Source organism: Geodermatophilus sp. SYSU D00779, assembly GCF_054050595.1.
Window position 1 is genome coordinate 195,149 of record NZ_JBJGZQ010000003.1, and the last position, 18,045, is coordinate 213,193.

Below are 18,045 nucleotides of genomic sequence, written 5' to 3' on the forward strand. Positions count from 1 at the left end.
CGGAGCCTCCCCGTGGCCCAACGCACGCTGCCCGCGCGCCGGTACTTCGGCGCCTTCCTGCTCGTCGTCGCCGTCCTGTACGGCCTCGTCTTCCTCACCGGCGACACCCGCACGCCGCAGCTCGGCCTCGACCTGCGCGGCGGGACGACGGTGACCCTCGCCGCGGCCACACCCGACGGCCAGGCCCCCGACCCCACAGAGCTCGAGCTGGCCCGCCAGATCATCGAGCAGCGGGTGAACGGCCTCGGCGTCGCGGAGGCCGAGGTGGTGACCGAGGGCGACTCGAACATCGTCATCTCCGTCCCGGGGGACGACGGCGAGCAGGCGCGCGAGCTGGGCCAGACCGCGCAGTTGCGCTTCCGCCCGGTGGTCCAGGGCCCCGAGCCGGCCGCCCCGGCCGCCGAGGAGACCCCGGCCGCCGGGGAATCCGCCGCGCCGACGGATCCGGCCGCGCCCACCGACTCCGCCACACCCAGCGACCCCGCCGCGCCCACCGACTCCGCCGCGCCCACGGACTCCGCCGCGCCGAGCGAGCCGGCGACCCCGACCGATCCCGCGGCGCCCTCCGGCGACGCCGTCGCCGACCCCTCGCTGCCCCAGCCCGGCGCCCCGCCGGTCCCGCAGGAGCAGGCCGCGGCCGAGTACGCCACGCTGACCTGCGACCCGGAGGACACCACCCCCGAGGTGGACCTGCCCGAGAGCTTCGTCGCCGCGTGCACCGAGGACGGGTCGGCCAAGTACCTGCTCGGCCCGGCGATCATCGAGGGCACGCAGGTCTCCGACGCCAGCGCCGGCACACAGCAGGCCACCGGCGAGTGGGTCGTGCTGCTGGACTTCGAGACCGACGCCGAGCAGACCTGGGCCCAGTACACCGCGGCCAACGTCGGCTCCAACGTCGCCTTCACCCTCGACGGGCGGGTCATCTCCGCCCCGACCATCCAGGGTGCGATCACCAGCAACCCGACCACGATCACCGGCTCCTTCGACCAGGAGAGCGCCGAGGAGCTGGCCAACCAGCTGCGCTACGGCGCGCTGCCGCTGACCTTCACCCAGGCGACCGCGCAGTCGATCTCCACCGAGCTGGGCGCCGAGCAGCTGCAGGCCGGCCTGATCGCCGGCGCCATCGGCATCGCGCTGGTCTTCGTCTACGCGCTGCTCTACTACCGGCTGCTCGGCCTGGTCATGATCGCCAGCCTGGTGCTGTCGGCGGTGGTCGTCTACGCCGTCCTGGTGGTCCTGGGCCGGCAGATCGGCTTCACGCTCAGCCTGGCCGGCATCGCCGGGTTCATCGTGTCGCTGGGCATCACCGCGGACTCGTTCGTCGTCTACTTCGAACGCCTCAAGGACGAGGTCCGCGAGGGCCGCACGCTGCGCTCGGCGGTCCCGCGGGCCTGGGTCCGCGCCCGGCGCACGATCCTCTCGGCCGACGCGGTCAGCTTCCTCGCCGCGGCGATCCTCTACGTGCTGGCGATCGGCGACGTGAAGGGCTTCGCGTTCACCCTGGGCATGTCGACGGTGCTCGACCTGGTCGTCGTCTTCCTCTTCACCCACCCGCTGATGGCGGTGCTGGCCCGCTACCGCGCGTTCGGCAGCAGCCGCTTCTCCGGCCTGGGCCGCAGCCTCGACCGCCCGCGCGCGGCCACGGGACGTCGTCCCGCCGCCGAGCGGGAGCTCGTCGCCGCCGGCACCGGCCGCACCGCGCAGGACAGGAGCCACGCATGACCGGCCGCGACCCCCGACCGGCCGCCGACGAGCTGCCGGTGGGCACCGACGCCGACGAGGCAGCGGCCGCCGACACCGCGACCGCCGACGCCGCAGCGGCCGCCGACGAGACCGCGCTGGACGAGGCCGGCCTGCCCCGCGAGGGCGGGACCGGGCGGCGCCCGCCGCGCCGTGGCTCGCTGGCGCACCGGCTCTACAACGGCGAGGCCGGGCTGGACGTCGTCGGCCGCAGCCGGCTGATCTACCGGGTCACCGCGGTGGTGGTGCTGCTGTGCATCGCCGCGGTCGTCTTCCGGGGCTTCAACTTCGGCATCGACTTCGCCGGCGGCAACAGCTTCCGGCTGCCGGGCTCCACCGAGCAGCTCGCCGGGGTGGAGCAGGCCGCCGAGGACGCCGGTGCCGAGGTGGCCTCGGCGCAGGTGGTCGGGGGCAACACGCTGCTGCTGCGCACCGGCGCGCTGGACAACGACACCGAGCGCGCGGTCGTGGACGCCGTCGCCGGGGCGGCCGGCGTGCAGCCCAGCCAGGTCAGCCCCGAGGCGGTGAGCGCCGAGTGGGGGCAGGACATCACCAACCAGGCGCTCATCGCGCTGGCCGTGTTCCTGGTCGCCGTCATCGCCTTCCTGGCGCTGCGGTTCCAGCCGAAGATGGCGGTCGGCGCGATCGCGGCCCTGCTGCACGACATCGTGGTCACCGCCGGCGTCTACGCGCTGGTCGGCTTCGAGGTCACCCCCTCGACGGTGATCGGGTTCCTCACCATCCTGGGCTTCTCGCTCTACGACACCGTCGTGGTCTTCGACAAGGTCGACGAGAACGTGCGCGACCTGGACAGGTCGGCGCGGATGACCTGGGGCGAGGCGGCCAACCTGGCGGTCAACCAGACGCTGATGCGTTCGATCAACACCTCGGTCATCGCGCTGCTGCCGGTGGCCGGCCTGCTGTTCGTGGGCGCCGGGCTGCTCGGCGTCGGGACGCTCAAGGACCTCGCGCTGGTGCTGTTCGTCGGCCTGGCCGCGGGCGCCTACTCGTCGATCTTCCTGGCCACGCCGATCGTCGCCGACCTCAAGGAGCGCGAGCCGGAGGTGCAGGCGCTGCGCCGCCGGGTGCTGGCCCGTCGCGCCTCCCAGGCCCGCCAGGGCGGCGCCCGCGCGACCGCGGCCGGCCCCGTGGCCAGCGCCCGCCGCGCGGGCGGCACCGCCCGCCGGGCGTCCGGGGTCGCCCTCGCCGAGCGCGAGGAGGGCCTGGGACCGGTGCAGGCCGACGTGGTGGTCGAGTCGCCGGAGTCGGTGCGCCCGGACACGGGGCGGACGGCGCAGCCCGCCCGCAGCGGGGCGACCGCCGCGCCGCGGCCCGGTGCCCGGCCCCAGCCGCCCGGCAACCGTCGATCCGGCGGGCGGAAGCGCCGGTGAGCGCCGGCGCTGCGTCGGACAGCGCCCCGCTGGACGAGCTGATCGCCTCGCACGCCGTCGAGATCCCGGACTTCCCCCAACCGGGGGTCGTCTTCCGCGACCTGACCCCGGTCTTCGCCGACGGGCCGGCCTTCCGCCGGATGGTCGAGGGGCTGGCCACGCCGTCCCTCGTCGACCCGCGTGCCGCCGCCCTGGCCACTCCCGGCCGCGGGGACCCCGGTTACGAGGTCGTCGTCGGCGTCGAGGCGCGCGGCTTCCTGCTCGCCGCCGCGGTGGCGCTGGAGGCCGGCGTCGGCGTGGTGCCGGTCCGCAAGGCCGGCAAGCTGCCGCGGGAGCGGCTCTCGGCCGACTACACCCTCGAGTACGGCACCGCGACCCTCGAGGTGCACACGGACTCGATCAGGCCGGGGCAGCGGGTGCTCCTGGTCGACGACGTCCTGGCCACCGGCGGCACCCTGGGCGCCAGCATCCAGCTGGTCGAGGCACTGGGCGGGGTCGTCGTGGCGGTCTCGGTGGTCATCGAGCTGGCCGAACTGGGGGGCCGGCAGCGGCTGGCCCCGCACGCCGTCCACGCCCTCTGGACCACCTGAGAGCCAGACGACTCCCCAGGTGGGGTCGCGAGCGGGTCCTCCACGTCTAGCATGGGGAAGGTCACCCGACTGACCTCTGAGCAGGAGTCGCCATGGGCCCCGACGCCGCCACCAACGTGGCTGCCACGCGGCCCGACGCGCCGGCCCTGCCGACCGGTGACGCGGCGCCGGCGCTCCCGGCCGGGAGCGGGACGACCGACAACGGTGACCGGCCCCCCCTGCCGAGCCGCCCGGTGGTCCGCCGTCCGGACGACGTGGGCACCGAGCCCCCCGGCGAGCAGGACACGCACGCTGGCGCACCGCGGCGCCGGGTCCGCGACCGGCTGGCCCGCCGCATCGTCGCCGGCCAGCGCAGCGGGCTGGTCCGGCCGGTGCTCGAGCCGCTCGCCGCGCTGCACCGGCAGAGCCACCCCAAGGCCGACCTGGCGCTGCTGCAGCGGGCCTACGACGTCGCCGAGGCCGCGCACGCCACGCAGAAGCGCAAGAGCGGCGACCCCTACATCACCCACCCGCTGGCCGTGGCCACGATCCTGGCCGGGCTCGGCATGGACACCACGACGCTGGTCGCCGCGCTGCTGCACGACACGGTCGAGGACACCGGGCAGACGCTGGAGTCGATCACCGAGGCGTTCGGCCCCGAGGTGGCCCACCTCGTCGACGGCGTCACCAAGATCGACCGGGTCAAGCTCGGCGACGCCGCCCAGGCCGAGACGATCCGCAAGATGATCGTGGCGATGGCCCGCGACCCCCGGGTGCTGGTCATCAAGCTCGCCGACCGGCTGCACAACATGCGCACGCTGCGCTTCCTCCCGCCGGAGAAGCAGGAGAAGAAGGCGCGCGAGACGCTGGAGATCCTCGCCCCGCTGGCCCACCGGCTGGGCATGAACACCATCAAGTGGGAGCTCGAGGACCTCGCCTTCGCGACCCTCTACCCGAAGCGCTACGACGAGATCGTGCGGCTGGTCGCCGAGCGGGCGCCGTCCCGCGACACCTACCTGGCCGAGGTCACCGCCGCCGTCACCGACCAGCTCAAGGCCGCGGGCATCGAGGCCGTCGTCACCGGCCGGCCCAAGCACTACTACTCGATCTACCAGAAGATGATCGTCCGCGGCCGCGACTTCACCGACATCTGGGACCTGGTGGGCATCCGGATCCTGGTCGACTCGGTGCGCGACTGCTACGCGGCGCTGGGCATCATGCACGCGCACTGGCAGCCGGTGCCCGGTCGGTTCAAGGACTTCGTCGCGATGCCGAAGTTCAACATGTACCAGTCGCTGCACACGACGGTCATCGGGCCGCAGGGCAAGCCGGTCGAGCTGCAGATCCGCACGCACGACATGCACCGAACCGCCGAGTACGGCATCGCCGCGCACTGGAAGTACAAGGAGAAGGCGAAGTCCGGCGGCCGACCGGGGCCGGGTGAGGGCCGGGGCGCCAAGACCGGGTCGCCCGACGACATGCTGTGGCTGCGCCAGCTGCTGGACTGGCAGCGGGAGGCGCAGGAGCCCGGCGAGTTCCTGGAGACGCTGCGCTACGACCTCGGCCCGCAGGAGGTCTTCGTCTTCACGCCCAAGGGCGACGTGGTCAGCCTGCCGGGCAACGCCACCCCGGTGGACTTCGCCTACGCGGTGCACACCGAGGTCGGCCACCGCTGCATCGGCGCCCGGGTCAACGGCACGCTGGTGTCCCTCGACAGCAAGCTCACCAACGGCGACGTCGTCGAGATCTTCACCTCCAAGTCGCCCACCGCCGGTCCCTCGCAGGACTGGCTGGCCTTCGTCGGCTCCTCCCGCGCCCGCACCAAGATCAGACAGTGGTTCACCAAGGAGCGCCGCGAGGACGCGGTCGAGGCGGGCAAGGAGGCGCTGACCCGGGCGATGCGCAAGGCGGGCCTGCCGCTGCAGCGGCTGCTCGGCGGCGACGCGCTGGGCACCCTGGCCAAGGACCTCCGCTACGCCGACGTCACCGCGCTCTACGCCGCGGTGGGTGAGCACCAGATCTCCGCGTCGTCGATCGTCGAGAAGCTCATCGCCGCGCTCGGGGGCACCGAGGGCGCGATCGAGGACATCGCCGAGACCACCATCCCGATGCGCCGCCCGGTGCACCGCCGCGCCTCCGGCGGCGACCCGGGCATCGTCGTCCACGGCATGACCGACGTGTGGGCCAAGCTCGCCAAGTGCTGCACCCCGGTGCCCGGTGACGACGTCCTCGGCTTCGTGACCCGCGGCGGCGGGGTGAGCGTGCACCGCACCGACTGCACCAACGCCGCCGACCTGCAGCGCAAGCCCGAGCGTCTGGTCGAGGTCGAGTGGGCCTCGCAGCCCGGGTCGGTGTTCCTGGTGGCCATCCAGGTCGAGGCGCTCGACCGGCACCGGCTGCTCTCCGACGTCACCAAGGCGCTGGCCGACGAGCGGGTGAACATCCTGTCGGCGTCGGTGCAGACCAGCCGCGACCGCGTCGCCATCAGCCGGTTCACCTTCGAGCTGGCCGACCCGGCGCACCTGGGCGCGGTGCTGCAGACCGTGCGCAACGTGGAGGGCGTCTTCGACGTGGAGCGCATCACGGCGTGACGGAGGACCCCGTCCTCCCACCCGTCGCAGGCTCAGGGCGGGGCCCGGGACGGGGCCGGGCGAGGATGCCCGGGTGACCGACCCCGTGGCCGCGGCCCGCGGCCTCGCCGCCGACCTGCTCGCGCCGGAGGCCGCCGCGGTCGAGGCCGCCGGCTCCGTGCCCCGCACGCACCTCGACCGGCTCGCCGACGCCGGGTTCCACGGACTGACCGGGCCGGTGGACGCCGGGGGAGCGGACGCCGACCCGGCCACGGTGGCGGCGGTCGTGGAGGAGCTGGCCGCCGGCGACCTGGCGACGACGTTCGTGTGGCTGCAGCACCTGGGCGTGGTCGGGCGGCTGGGGAGCGCCGGGCCGCCGGAGCTGCGCGCGGCCTTCCTCGCCGACCTCTGCGCCGGCCGGCGGCGCGCCGGCATCGCGCTGCAGGCGGCGCTGCGGCCGGGCCCGCCGGCGATCCGCGCCCGGCGGGACGGCGCGGAGCTGGTGTTCGACGGCGCCGTCCCGTGGGTGACCGGCTGGGGGCTGGTCGACCTGGTGCTCGTGGCCGCGCGGGACGGCGACGACGTCCTGTTCGTGCTGGCCGACGCGCAGGACGGCCCGACGCTGACCGCCACCCCGCAGCCGATGGTGGCCGTGGCCGCCAGCCGCACCGTCGAGCTGCGGCTCACCGGGCACCGCGTCCCCGCCGGGCGGCTCGTGCACACCGCGCCGCTGGCCGACCTGCTCGCCGGGGACGCTGCGGGGCTGCGCCTCAACGGCTCGCTGGCCCTCGGCCTGGCGCTGCGCTGCACCCGGCTGGTCGGACCGTCCCCGCTGGACGACGAGCTGGCCGCCGTCCGCACCGCGCTGGACACCGCCGGGCCGGCCGGGCTGCCGGGCGCGCGGGCCGCCGCGGCGGCGTTCGCGCACCGTGCGTCCGGGGCGCTGATGGCCGCCACCGGCAGCTCCGCCGTCCGCACCGGCTCGGTCGCCGAGCGGACGGCCCGGGAGGCGGCGTTCCTGCTCGTGTTCGGCTCGCGCCCGGCGATCAGGGCGCAGCTGCTGGCCCGGCTGGGCGCGGCGAGGGACTGACGCCCTCAGCCCGCCGCCAGCCGGGTGGCGGTCACCGCGTACAGCGGGTCGCCGACGCCCGGGGGCGTGCGGAGCTCGACCCGCGGCTCGTCGAACAGACCGGTCCGGCGGACCAGCTCGGCGACCACCCGGCCGTGCTGGTGGTCGTCCGTGGCCAGCCAGCCGCGGACCGCCTTGGTGGGGAAGCAGCGGTCGGAGAAGGTGACCGCGAGCGGCCCTCCGGGCCGCAGCACGCGCCCGGCGTCGGAGAGCACCTCGATCGGCCGGGTGAGGTAGTCGATCGACACGCAACAGACGACGGCGTCGACGTCGGCGTCGGGCAGCGGCACCCGCGGGTCGGCGTTGAGGTCGTGCACCAGCCGCTGCGTGGCCGCCGGGTTGGCCGCCAGCTCCGCGGCGTTCATGCCGAGCACCACCAGCTCCGCCGGCGGGGTGCGGAAGTGCGACACCCACGAGGACATGAGGTCCAGCACCCGCCGGGGGGCGGGCGCGGAGCCGTCGATGCCGAGCTCGGCGTAGAGCTCGCCCACCGCGGCGATCGCGGCGTCGTCGATGTGCGTGACCAGCCGCGGCGGGGCGTAGAAGACGGCGTCGTCCCGCTCGTCGGCGCGCTCGAAGAAGCCCGGCGGGAAGCCCGCGTAGGGGTCGGGCGCGGCCGGGCCCGTCACGCGACGGTGACCGACTCGATGGTCACCGGCACGGTCGGCGCGCCGCCGCCGGGGCTGGGGTCCAGCGAGCCGTCGTTGCCGTTGGCCGCCACCTCGTCGAGCACGGCCAGGCCGGCCTCGTCGACGGTGCCCACGACGGTGTAGACCGGCGGCAGCTGGCTGTCGCCCCGCACCAGGAAGAACTGGCTGCCGTCGAAGCCCTGGCCGCTGTTCACCATGGCGATGGTGCCGCGCGGGTAGGTCTCCTCGCCGGTGACCTCGGTGGGGGAGGTGTAGGTGGGCCCGCCGGCGCCGGTGCCGGTGGGGTCGCCGCACTGCAGCATCCTGACGACGTCGTTGTCGACCTCGCGGTGGCACGCGGTGCCGGTGAAGAACCCGGTGCCGGCCAGGTGCACGAGGCTGGCGGCCGCGCAGGGCGTGGCCCCGTGGTCGACGGTGAGCACGAGGTCGCCCAGGTTCGTCGTGACGCGCAGGTCCGTGGTCCCGTCCGCCGGGACCACCTCGTCCGGCGGGTCCACCTCGATGAGGTAGGGGTTCGTCGAGTCAGCGTCCGCGAACTCGCAGGTCGTCGTGGCTCCCGTCGGCGTGGTGGCGCCGACGCTCGGGTCACCGGCCGGGCCAGTGCTCCCGGTCGCTCCCGGGACCGTGCCGGAGCACCCGGCCACCGCGATGAGGATCGCGGGCAGGCCCGCCACGACCCGGAGCCGGGACGTCACGAGACGACGGTCATCGACCGGATCGTCACCGGAGTGCTCGGCGCTCCGTCGCCCTCGGGGCCGACGCCTGCGATGCCGCCGGCGGCGATCTCGTCGAGCACGGCCAGTCCCGCCTCGTCGACCGTTCCCACGACGGTGTACTCCGGCGGCAGCTGGGTGTCGACGAAGCAGAGGAAGAACTGGCTGCCCGTGGTGTTCGGCGCAGCGGTCTTGGCCATGGCGATCGTGCCCCGCGGGTAGGTCGTCTCCGGCGTGACCTCCTCGGCGTACTTGTAGCTGGGGCCGCCGGAGCCCGAGCCGGTCGGGTCACCGCACTGCAGCACCCCGAAGCCGGGCTGGTTGACCAGTCGGTGGCAGGGGCTGCCGTCGAAGAAGGACCGCTGTGCCAGATAGGTGAAGCTCGCCGTGGCGCAGGGCGCCTGAGCACGGTCCAGGGTGAGCGTGAGGTCGCCCTGGTCGGTGCTCATCAGCAGTGTGCTGGTGCCCTGGGTCGGCGTCGCCTCGGGGTTCGGGGGCGTCCCGACGTCCTGCAGGTTCGGGTTGCCCGACTCGTCGGGGGCGTAGGTGCACGAGACGGTGCCGTCAGGGTTCGTCGTGGCCGCCGCGGCGCTGCTGGGCGCGGCCGAGGTGGGGGTGGCCTCCGCGGCCGCGGGATCGGTGTCGTCCCCGCCGGTGCCGGTGAGCAGCAGGACGACCCCGACGACGAGCACCACCGCGGCGGCGGTGACCCCGATCAGCACGTTGCGGCGACGCTTCCTGGCCAGCTCGGCGCGGCGTTCCAGCTGGCGCTGCAGGCGCCGCTGGGCGGCCTCCCGCCGCTGCTTGTTGCTCGGCACGGGTGGTACTCCTCGAGACGGACGGCTGCGGGGGGACGTCCTGGTGCGCCCGCGCCCCGCTGGTCGAAGCCCCGAGTCTAGGTGTCGAGCCCCGCCGTTCCCTGGCAGCGGGAAGGTCCGGAGCGCCGCGCGGGCCCCGCGTAACCTGCACGGGTGCTCATCCGCTCGTTCCCGGCCGGCGCGTTCGGCACCAACTGCTACGCGGTCGCCTCCGGGCCCCGGCAGGAGTGCGTGGTGGTCGACCCCGGCATGGACGCCGTCGAGCCCCTCGCCCGGATGCTCGCCGACGACGGCCTCAAGCCGGTCGCCGTCGTGCTGACCCACGGCCACCTCGACCACACCTTCTCGGTGCTCCCGGTCTGCGACGGCTACGACATCCCCGCCTACCTGCACCCGGCCGACAACGACATGCTCGCCGACCCCGCCCGCTGGCACGGCCCGCAGCTGGCCCCCCTGATCACCGGCGTCCGCCTGCCGGACCCCGCCGACGTCAAGCCCCTGGACGACGGCGCGGTGCTGTCGCTGGCCGGCGTCGAGCTGACGGTGCGGCACGCGCCCGGGCACACCCGGGGGTCGGTGGTCTTCTCCCTCGACCTCGGCAGCGAGTTCGACGGTGCCCCCGGGCTGCTGGCCGGTGACGTGCTCTTCGCCGGCTCCGTGGGCCGGGTCGACCTGCCCGGCGGGTCGTGGGAGGACATGCTGCGCTCGCTGCAGGACGTCGTCCTGCCGCTGGACGACGAGACGGTGGTGCTGCCCGGGCACGGCCCGGCCACCACGATCGGCCGCGAGCGGGCGACGAACCCCTACCTCGCCGAGGCGGCGGCGGGGAGCGGCCCGGCGCCGAAGGGGCGGGGTCTGTGAGCGGGCTGACCGCCCCGAAGGGCACCTTCGACGTCCTGCCGCCGGAGTCCGAGCGGTTCCTCGCCGTCCGCGAGACGTTGACCGCGCCGCTGCGGCGGGCCGGGTACGGCTACGTCGAGACGCCGGTGTTCGAGGAGACCGCCGTCTTCTCCCGCGGGGTGGGCGAGTCCACCGACGTCGTGACGAAGGAGATGTACACCTTCGACGACCGCGGCGGCCGCTCGCTGACCCTGCGCCCGGAGCTCACCGCCGGGCTGATGCGGGCCTTCATCGAGCACCGCCTGCACACCGGCGCCCTGCCGGTGAAGCTGTGGACGGTCGGTTCGGCGTTCCGCTACGAGCGCCCGCAGGCCGGCCGCTACCGGCACTTCACCCAGGTCGACATGGAGGCGCTCGGCGTCGACGACCCGGCGCTGGACGCCGAGGTGGTGGCGCTGGGCGTGCAGGGCTTCCGCGACCTCGGGCTGACCGACTTCGAGCTGCTGCTGACCTCGTTGGGCGACTCGACCTGCCGGCCGCAGTACCGCGAGCAGCTCGTCGCCTACCTGGAGAAGCTCGACCTGGACGAGGAGACCCGGCGGCGCGCGGCGATCAACCCGCTGCGGGTGCTCGACGACAAGCGGCCCGAGGTGCAGGCGCAGCTGGACGAGGCGCCGCTGATGGTCGACCACCTCTCGGACCCGACCAGGGCGCACTACGACGCCGTCCGCCAGCACCTGACCGACCTCGGCGTGACCTGGACCGAGGCGCCGCGGCTGGTGCGCGGGCTGGACTACTACACGAAGACGACGTTCGAGTTCGTGCACCACGGCCTGGGGGCGCAGTCGGCCATCGGCGGGGGCGGGCGCTACGACGGGCTCTCGGCGGCCCTCGGCGGCCCCGACGTGTCGGGTATCGGCTACGCCGTCGGCGTCGACCGGACGCTGCTGGCGGTGCAGGCCGAGGGCCTCGACGTCGGCGTGGCGACCGGCGTGCAGGCCTTCGTCGTCCCGCTGGGCGAGGAGGCCAAGCGACTGGCCGTGCGCCTGGTCGGTCAGCTGCGCCAGGCCGGCGTCTCGGCCGACACCGTGTACGGCGGGCGCGGCCTCAAGGGAGCGATGAAGGCCGCGGACCGGTCGGGCGCCTCGCACGTCGTCGTCATCGGCGAGCGCGACCTGGCCGAGGGCGTCGGCCAGCTGAAGGACATGCGCACCGGCGAGCAGCACCCCGTCCCGGTGGGCGAGCTGTTCGAGCGGGTGCGTGCGAGCGTGGAGGCATGAGCGAGCTGGAGAGGACGCCCGAGCGAGCATCGCAGGGAGCGCCAGCGACCGAGGAGCGGAACGAGGGCGGAGTCGACCTATGAGCATGGAGCAGCGGCCGCTGGGCCGGACGGGAGCCGACGTCAGCGTCGTCGGCCTGGGCACGTGGCAGCTCGGCGGTGACTGGGGGGACGTCGACGACGACAGCGCGGCCGACGTCCTCGACGCCGCGCTCGACGCCGGGGTCACCCTGCTCGACACCGCCGACGTCTACGGCGACGGCCGCTCCGAGGAGCGCATCCGCCGCGCGCTGGTGGCCCGCTCGGAGCGGCCGTTCGTGGCGACCAAGGCCGGCCGCCGCGCCGACCCGTTCGAGGCCGCGCAGTACACGCCGGAGAACCTGCGGGCCTGGATCGACCGGTCCCGGCGCAACCTCGGCGTCGACACCCTGGACCTGGTGCAGCTGCACTGCCCGCCGACGGGGGTCTACTCCGACCAGCGGGTCTACGACGCGCTCGACTCCTTCGTCGAGGACGGCGCGATCGCCGCCTACGGCGTCTCGGTCGAGACCGTCGCCGAGGGGCTGACCGCCCTGCAGCACCCCGGCGTGGCCACCATCCAGGTCATCCTCAACGTCTTCCGGCGCAAGCCGCTCGAGGAGCTGCTGCCGGCCGCTGCCCAGGCCGGCGTCGGGATCCTGGCCCGGGTGCCGCTGGCCAGCGGGCTGCTCACCGGCAAGTACGACGAGTCGACGACCTTCCCGGCCGACGACCACCGGAACTTCAACCGGCACGGCGAGGCCTTCGACGTCGGCGAGACCTTCGCCGGCGTGCCGTTCGAGGTGGGCGTCGCGGCCGCCCGCGAGGTGGCCGAGATCGCCGGTGACGCCCCGACGGCGGCGTTCGCGCTGCGCTGGGTCATCGACCAGCCCGGCGTCACCACGGTCATCCCCGGCGCGCGGACCGTCGAGCAGGTCCGCGGCAACGTCGCGGCGGCCACGCTGCCGCCGCTCACCGACGCCCAGCTCTCCGACCTCGAGCGCGTCTACGACGAGCGCATCCGCGCCCACGTCCACGACCGCTGGTGACCAGCCCTCCCTCGTTGCGTCACCTCCCGCCCACCACCCCGAGAGGCAACCCCCGTGCTCCGCACCCACGACGCCGGAACGCTGCGCGCGTCCGACGCCGGTTCTCCCGTCACCCTCGCCGGCTGGGTCGCCCGCCGCCGCGACCACGGCGGTGTCGTCTTCGTCGACCTGCGCGACGCCTCGGGCTACGTCCAGGTCGTCGTCCGGGAGGAGGAGGCGCACACCCTCCGCAACGAGTTCTGCGTGCTGGTCACCGGTGAGGTGCGCCGCCGCCCGGAGGGCAACGAGAACCCGGAGCTGCCGACCGGCGAGATCGAGGTGGCCGCGGCCGAGCTGCGGGTGCTCTCGCCGTCGGCGCCGCTGCCGTTCCCGATCGAGACCGACCAGGCCGCGTCGGACGACGTCCGCTACAGGTACCGCTACCTCGACCTGAGGCGGCAGGGCCCGGCGCAGGCGATCCGGCTGCGGTCGGAGGTCAGCCGCATCGCCCGCGAGGTGATGGCCGGGCACGGGTTCGTCGAGGTGGAGACGCCGACGCTCACCCGGTCCACGCCCGAGGGCGCGCGCGACTTCCTCGTGCCGGTGCGGCTGCAGCCGGGCAAGTGGTACGCGCTGCCGCAGTCGCCGCAGCTGTTCAAGCAGCTGCTGATGATCAGCGGGCTGGAGCGCTACTACCAGATCGCCCGCTGCTTCCGGGACGAGGACTTCCGCGCCGACCGGCAGCCGGAGTTCACCCAGCTGGACTTCGAGATGAGCTTCGTCGAGCGGGACGACGTCCTGGCCGTCGTCGAGGACGTCGTCCGGGCGCTGTGGCGGGAGCTGGCGTCGTACGACGTGCCCGAGATCCCGCGGATGACCTACCGCGAGGCGATGGACCGCTTCGGTTCGGACAAGCCCGACCTGCGCTTCGGCATCGAGCTCACCGAGCTGACCGACTACTTCGGGAACACGCCGTTCCGGGTGTTCCAGGCACCGTACGTCGGCGCGATCGTGATGCCCGGCGGTGGCTCGCAGCCGCGGCGGGCGTTCGACGCCTGGCAGGACTGGGCGAAGTCGCGCGGGCACCGCGGCCTGGCGTACGTGACGGTCGGCGAGGACGGCACCCTCGGCGGGCCGGTCGCCAAGAACATCTCCGACACCGAGCGCGAGGGCCTCGTCGCCGCCGTCGGCGCGCAGCCCGGTGACTGCGTCTTCTTCGCCGCCGGCCCACGCCGACAGGCCCAGGAGCTGCTCGGTGCCGCGCGCAACGAGATCGCCCGCCGGCTCGAGCTGATCGAGCCGGGCACGTGGTCGTTCCTGTTCGTCGTCGACTTCCCGATGTTCGAGGAGACCGAGGACGGCTCCTGGACGTTCACGCACCACCCCTTCACCTCGCCGACGCCCGACTGGCGGGACCGGTTCGCGGAGGACAAGGGTGCTGCGCTGTCGGACGCCTACGACCTGGTGTGCAACGGCAACGAGCTGGCCAGCGGCTCGGTCCGGATCCACGACGCCGAGCTGCAGGAGCGGGTGTTCGAGACCCTCGGGATGTCGCAGGAGGAGGCGCGCGAGCGGTTCGGGTTCTTCCTGGAGGCCTTCGCCTACGGTCCGCCGCCGCACGCCGGTGCGGCCATCGGCTGGGACCGCACCTGCGCGCTGCTGGCCGGGGTGGACTCCATCCGCGAGGTCATCGCCTTCCCGAAGACCGGCGCCGGGTACGACCCGCTGACCGGTGCGCCGACGCCGATCACCGAGGCGCAGCGCAAGGAGGCCGGCATCGACGCCCAGCCCGAGGAGCCCGCCCTCCCCGGCGAGCCGGGCGCCCCGGGGCCCTCGGACCCGACGAAGTGACGTCTCGCGACTTCCCTCGACCCCGTTGATCATCGGCGGGTGGCCGTCCCGCCCGGCGTGTCGGGCAGCCACCTGACGATGATCACGGACGCCAGCCGCGGCTCATCAGGGCTCGACGCGTGCGGTCGACGACCACCGTCGGGAACTCCGCGTGCCGTGCGGCGAAGCGGAGCACCGACCAGCCGTCCGCGGCCATCAACGAGTAGCGGTCGACGTCCTTGCCGAACTGCTCCGGTTCCGCGTGTTGCCGGCCCTCGTACTCGAGGAGCACCTTCCAGTCCTCGTAGCCGAGGTCGCCGTGGGCCACGGCCCGACCCCAGCGGTCCCGGACCTCGACCTGCGGCTGCGGGGCCGGCAGGTCGCTGGTCACCAGCCAGTACCGCACCAGGCTCTCCGGACGTGACATCGACAGCGGCGTGAGGAGAGGTGCAGACCGCCGGGCGCGCACCACACCGCGGACCCGCGTCGCGCGCTCCAGACGTCGGGCGAGCGCCTCGGCCGGCAGGTGGCCGCCGCGCATCAGCGCGTCGCCGACCGCGACCAGCTCGTGCGGCGGCAGTCGCTCGGCGAGATCGAGCCAGGTCTGCGGTCCGGACGTCGTCCGCAGGCTGTGGTGCACGACGACGTCCTCCTCGGCGAGGCGGCGCGTGTGGACGACGAACTCGGCACGTTGGGGGAGCACCCGGCGCGGGGTCATCGCGACGTGGGCGCGGACCGGCATGTCGACGTGCGTCCCGAGGAGCGCTGCCGCGGTGCGGTGGCTGTAAGCGGCGTCCGCGGGGAGCAGACCGGCCAGGAGTGCGAGGCGTTCCGGTTGGTCGATGGCGTCGTCCGGGCACATGACGAAGTCGTGGGCCAGCCGGACGAACCGCGAGCTGCGCAGCTGCGCCCGGGTCAGTCCGGCAGCACGGGCGGAGGCGGCGGTGTAGGTCCGAGGCAGGGGCACACGGCCGACACTGCTGTGACAGCACCCGTCCAGTGAGACCTGACCGGAGGACTGTGGAGACCTGTCGGCCCTGTGGACAGCAGGTCCGCCGCCGTGATCATCGACGAGTGGCTGCCCGACTCGCCGGCAAGGACAGCCACCTGTCGATGATCACGGCAGGCTCACTCGGCGCGCGCGACGAGCGCGGGGGGCTCAGACCGCGTCGAGGCGGGCGAGCTGCTCGGGGGTCAGCTGCAGGTCGGCGGCCGCCGCGGAGTCCTGGATGGACGCCGGCCGCGAGGCCCCGGGGATCGGGACGACGACCTCGGACTGGGCCAGGTGCCAGGCCAGCGTCACGCGGTACACCGACACGCCCAGCTCCCCGGCGACCTCCGCGAACGCCGGCGCGGTGGACTGCAGCGAGCCGGCCGCGGACACCCCGCCGAAGGGGCTCCACGGGATGAAGGCCAGCTCGTGCGCCTCGCAGTGGGCCAGCTCGTCGGCGGAGAACCGCCAGCCGGGCGAGAACTGGTTCTGCACGCTGGCCAGCGCCGGGCCCACGATCGAGCGGGCGACGTCGATCTGCGCGATGTCGGCGTTGGAGATGCCGGCCAGGCGCACCAGCCCGTCGTCGACCAGCTGCCGCAGCCCGGCCATCGACTCCTCCCACGGCGTGTCCGGGTCGGGCCGGTGGAACTGGTAGAGCCCGATGGCGTCGACGCCCAGCCGGCGCAGCGAGTCCTCGCAGGCGCGGCGCAGGTACGCCGGCGACCCGTCGAGCTCCCAGTCGGCGCCGCGCCGGGTGTGCCCGCCCTTGGTGGCGACGAGCACCGACGAGGTGTCGCCGCCGTAGGAGGCCAGCGCCTCGGCCACGAGGGACTCGTTGTGGCCGAACTCCGACTCGTCGGCGGCGTAGGCGTCGGCGGTGTCGATCAGGGTCACGCCGGCGTCCAGCGCGGCGTGGACCGTGGCGACGGCGTCCTCGCGGGAGGGCCGGTCGGTCCTGGTGGACAGGGGCATCGCGCCGAGCCCGATGGCACTGACGGTCTGGTTCCCGATGCGTCGCTGCTGCACGGGGCTGTCGTGCCCCGCGGGTAGCGTTCTCACCCGTGAGTTCGCTGTTCGACGACCCGGCGCCGGAGGTCTCCGGCGTCGACCCGGGCGCCCCGCTCGCCGTCCGCATGCGGCCGCGGTCGCTGGACGAGGTCGTCGGCCAGTCCCACCTGCTCGGCCCGCGCGCGCCGCTGCGCCGGCTGGTCGAGGCCGACGAGCCGATGTCGCTGGTCCTCTACGGCCCGCCGGGCACCGGCAAGACGACGCTCGCGCACGTCATCTCGCTGGCCACCAAGCGGCAGTTCGTGCAGCTGTCGGCCCTCGACGCGGGCGTCAAGGAGGTCCGCGCGGTCATCGCGGGCGCCAAGCGCGAGCTGACCTACGCCGGCCGGCGCACCGTGCTGTTCATCGACGAGGTGCACCGCTTCTCCAAGACCCAGCAGGACAGCCTGCTGTCGGCGGTCGAGGACCGGATCGTCAGCCTCATCGCGGCCACCACCGAGAACCCGTTCTTCTCCGTGGTCAGCCCGCTGCTGTCGCGCAGCCTGGTGCTGGCCCTGCAGCCGCTGTCGGACGACGACGTCCGCAGGCTGCTGCGCCGCGCCCTCACCAGCGACCGCGGGCTCGACGGCGCGGTGACGCTGCACGCGGAGGCCGAGGAGCACCTGGTCCGCATCGCCGGCGGTGACGGGCGCAAGGCGCTCACCGCCCTGGAGTCCGGCGCCGGCGCGGCCCAGGCGGCCGGGCTCGCCGAGATCGACCTCGCCACCCTGGAGACGGCGGTGGCGCAGGCCGCGGTGCGCTACGACCGGCAGGGCGACCAGCACTACGACGTCGCCAGCGCGCTCATCAAGTCCATCCGCGGCAGCGACGTCGACGCGGCGCTGCACTACCTGGCGCGCATGGTGGAGGCGGGGGAGGACCCGCGCTTCATCGCGCGCCGGCTGGTCATCTCCGCCAGCGAGGACATCGGCATGGCCGACCCGACGGCGCTGCAGACCGCCGTCGCCGCCGCCGACGCGGTGGCCTTCATCGGCATGCCGGAGGGCCACTTCCCGCTGGCGCAGGCCGTCGTCCACCTGGCCACGGCGCCCAAGTCGAACGCGGTCACCGTGGCGATGGGCGAGTCGGTCGCCGACGTGCGCGCGGGGCTGGCCGGACCGGTGCCGCCGGGACTGCGCGACGCCCACTACGCGGGCGCGAAGAAGCTCGGCCACGGGGGGACCTACGTCTACCCGCACGCCCACCCCGACGGCGTGGTGCCGCAGCAGTACCCGCCGGACGCCCTGGTGGGCAAGGACTACTACCGGCCCACGAACCGCGGTGCCGAGGCGACGATCGGGGCGCGGCTGGCCAAGCTGCGCGCGATCGTCAGGCGACAGCCCCGGGAGCATCGCAGCGAGGAACGAGCGAGGAGCGGACCGGGGCGCGGAGCCTGACCGAGGCCATCGTGCGGCGCGGCCGCTGACCG

General features: G+C 74.3%; 15 protein-coding genes. 10 read left to right on the plus strand and 5 right to left on the minus strand.

Translation table 11 applies throughout. The annotated features are described in order from the left end of the window. Positions 1-12: 12 nt before the first annotated feature. From secD to ACI79G_RS03470, 5 genes are all read left to right on the plus strand, one after another. On the plus strand, positions 13-1,722 hold the full coding sequence (secD, locus tag ACI79G_RS03450) for a protein translocase subunit SecD (RefSeq protein WP_456879735.1): 1,710 nt from the start codon (positions 13-15) through the stop codon (positions 1,720-1,722). After that, on the plus strand, positions 1,719-3,131 hold the full coding sequence (gene secF / locus ACI79G_RS03455; protein ID WP_456879736.1) for a protein translocase subunit SecF: 1,413 nt from the start codon (positions 1,719-1,721) through the stop codon (positions 3,129-3,131). Before secD ends, secF begins: the two co-directional genes overlap by 4 nt. After that, positions 3,128-3,721, plus strand: coding sequence for an adenine phosphoribosyltransferase (locus tag ACI79G_RS03460; RefSeq protein WP_456879738.1), 594 nt, complete (start codon positions 3,128-3,130; stop codon positions 3,719-3,721). Before secF ends, ACI79G_RS03460 begins: the two co-directional genes overlap by 4 nt. A 92-nt stretch (positions 3,722-3,813) precedes the next feature. Next, on the plus strand, positions 3,814-6,291 hold the full coding sequence (locus ACI79G_RS03465) for a RelA/SpoT family protein (RefSeq protein ID WP_456879740.1): 2,478 nt from the start codon (positions 3,814-3,816) through the stop codon (positions 6,289-6,291). A 73-nt stretch (positions 6,292-6,364) separates the two neighbouring features. Beyond that, a complete protein-coding gene (locus ACI79G_RS03470; protein WP_456879742.1) occupies positions 6,365-7,360 on the plus strand; it encodes an acyl-CoA dehydrogenase family protein in 996 nt (331 codons plus the stop codon). Positions 7,361-7,365: 5 nt separating this feature from the next. On the opposite strand, the gene ACI79G_RS03475 is transcribed toward ACI79G_RS03470, so the two are convergent. Genes ACI79G_RS03475 through ACI79G_RS03485 form a run of 3 tightly spaced genes read right to left on the minus strand, consistent with a single transcriptional unit; the run spans position 7,366 to position 9,580 of the window. Beyond that, entirely contained in the window at positions 7,366-8,028 is a 663-nt protein-coding gene (locus ACI79G_RS03475) for a class I SAM-dependent methyltransferase (RefSeq protein ID WP_456879744.1), read from the minus strand. Continuing rightward, positions 8,025-8,744, minus strand: a complete 720-nt coding sequence (locus ACI79G_RS03480; protein ID WP_456879746.1) for a peptidylprolyl isomerase — start codon at positions 8,742-8,744, stop codon at positions 8,025-8,027. Before ACI79G_RS03480 ends, ACI79G_RS03475 begins: the two co-directional genes overlap by 4 nt. Continuing rightward, entirely contained in the window at positions 8,741-9,580 is an 840-nt protein-coding gene (locus ACI79G_RS03485; RefSeq protein ID WP_456879749.1) for a peptidylprolyl isomerase, read from the minus strand. The genes ACI79G_RS03480 and ACI79G_RS03485 overlap by 4 nt, the downstream gene beginning before the upstream one ends. 153 nt (positions 9,581-9,733) lie before the next feature. Between ACI79G_RS03485 and ACI79G_RS03490 the strand changes: the two genes are divergently transcribed. From ACI79G_RS03490 to aspS, 4 genes are all read left to right on the plus strand, one after another. Continuing rightward, positions 9,734-10,441 carry an MBL fold metallo-hydrolase gene (locus ACI79G_RS03490; RefSeq protein ID WP_456879751.1) on the plus strand — a complete coding sequence of 236 codons (708 nt, stop codon included), beginning with the start codon at positions 9,734-9,736 and terminating at the stop codon, positions 10,439-10,441. Next, a complete protein-coding gene (gene hisS, locus ACI79G_RS03495; protein ID WP_456879752.1) occupies positions 10,438-11,700 on the plus strand; it encodes a histidine--tRNA ligase in 1,263 nt (420 codons plus the stop codon). The genes ACI79G_RS03490 and hisS overlap by 4 nt, the downstream gene beginning before the upstream one ends. Positions 11,701-11,779: 79 nt before the next feature. Then, positions 11,780-12,766 carry an aldo/keto reductase gene (locus ACI79G_RS03500; RefSeq protein WP_456879753.1) on the plus strand — a complete coding sequence of 329 codons (987 nt, stop codon included), beginning with the start codon at positions 11,780-11,782 and terminating at the stop codon, positions 12,764-12,766. A 54-nt stretch (positions 12,767-12,820) separates the two neighbouring features. After that, positions 12,821-14,596, plus strand: coding sequence for an aspartate--tRNA ligase (gene aspS, locus ACI79G_RS03505; RefSeq protein WP_456879755.1), 1,776 nt, complete (start codon positions 12,821-12,823; stop codon positions 14,594-14,596). An 82-nt stretch (positions 14,597-14,678) separates the two neighbouring features. On the opposite strand, the gene ACI79G_RS03510 is transcribed toward aspS, so the two are convergent. Further along, the gene (locus tag ACI79G_RS03510; protein ID WP_456879757.1) at positions 14,679-15,542 is read right to left on the minus strand and encodes a hypothetical protein; all 864 of its coding nucleotides are present in this window, start codon (positions 15,540-15,542) and stop codon (positions 14,679-14,681) included. A gap of 192 nt (positions 15,543-15,734) precedes the next feature. Beyond that, positions 15,735-16,595 (minus strand): aldo/keto reductase, encoded by an 861-nt coding sequence (locus ACI79G_RS03515; RefSeq protein WP_456879759.1) that lies wholly within the window; start codon positions 16,593-16,595, stop codon positions 15,735-15,737. 35 nt (positions 16,596-16,630) lie between these two features. Here ACI79G_RS03515 and ACI79G_RS03520 point away from each other — a divergent pair, with 35 nt between their 5' ends. After that, positions 16,631-18,013, plus strand: a complete 1,383-nt coding sequence (locus ACI79G_RS03520) for a replication-associated recombination protein A (protein ID WP_456879761.1) — start codon at positions 16,631-16,633, stop codon at positions 18,011-18,013. Positions 18,014-18,045: the final 32 nt, after the last annotated feature.

What these genes read in the sequence shown, in the direction of transcription:
- secF (WP_456879736.1), top strand. Translation starts at nt 1,719, where the DNA reads ATGACCGGCCGCGACCCCCGACCGGCCGCCGACGAGCTGCCGGTGGGC.
- ACI79G_RS03465 (WP_456879740.1), top strand. Translation starts at nt 3,814, where the DNA reads ATGGGCCCCGACGCCGCCACCAACGTGGCTGCCACGCGGCCCGACGCG.
- ACI79G_RS03500 (WP_456879753.1), top strand. Translation starts at nt 11,780, where the DNA reads ATGAGCATGGAGCAGCGGCCGCTGGGCCGGACGGGAGCCGACGTCAGC.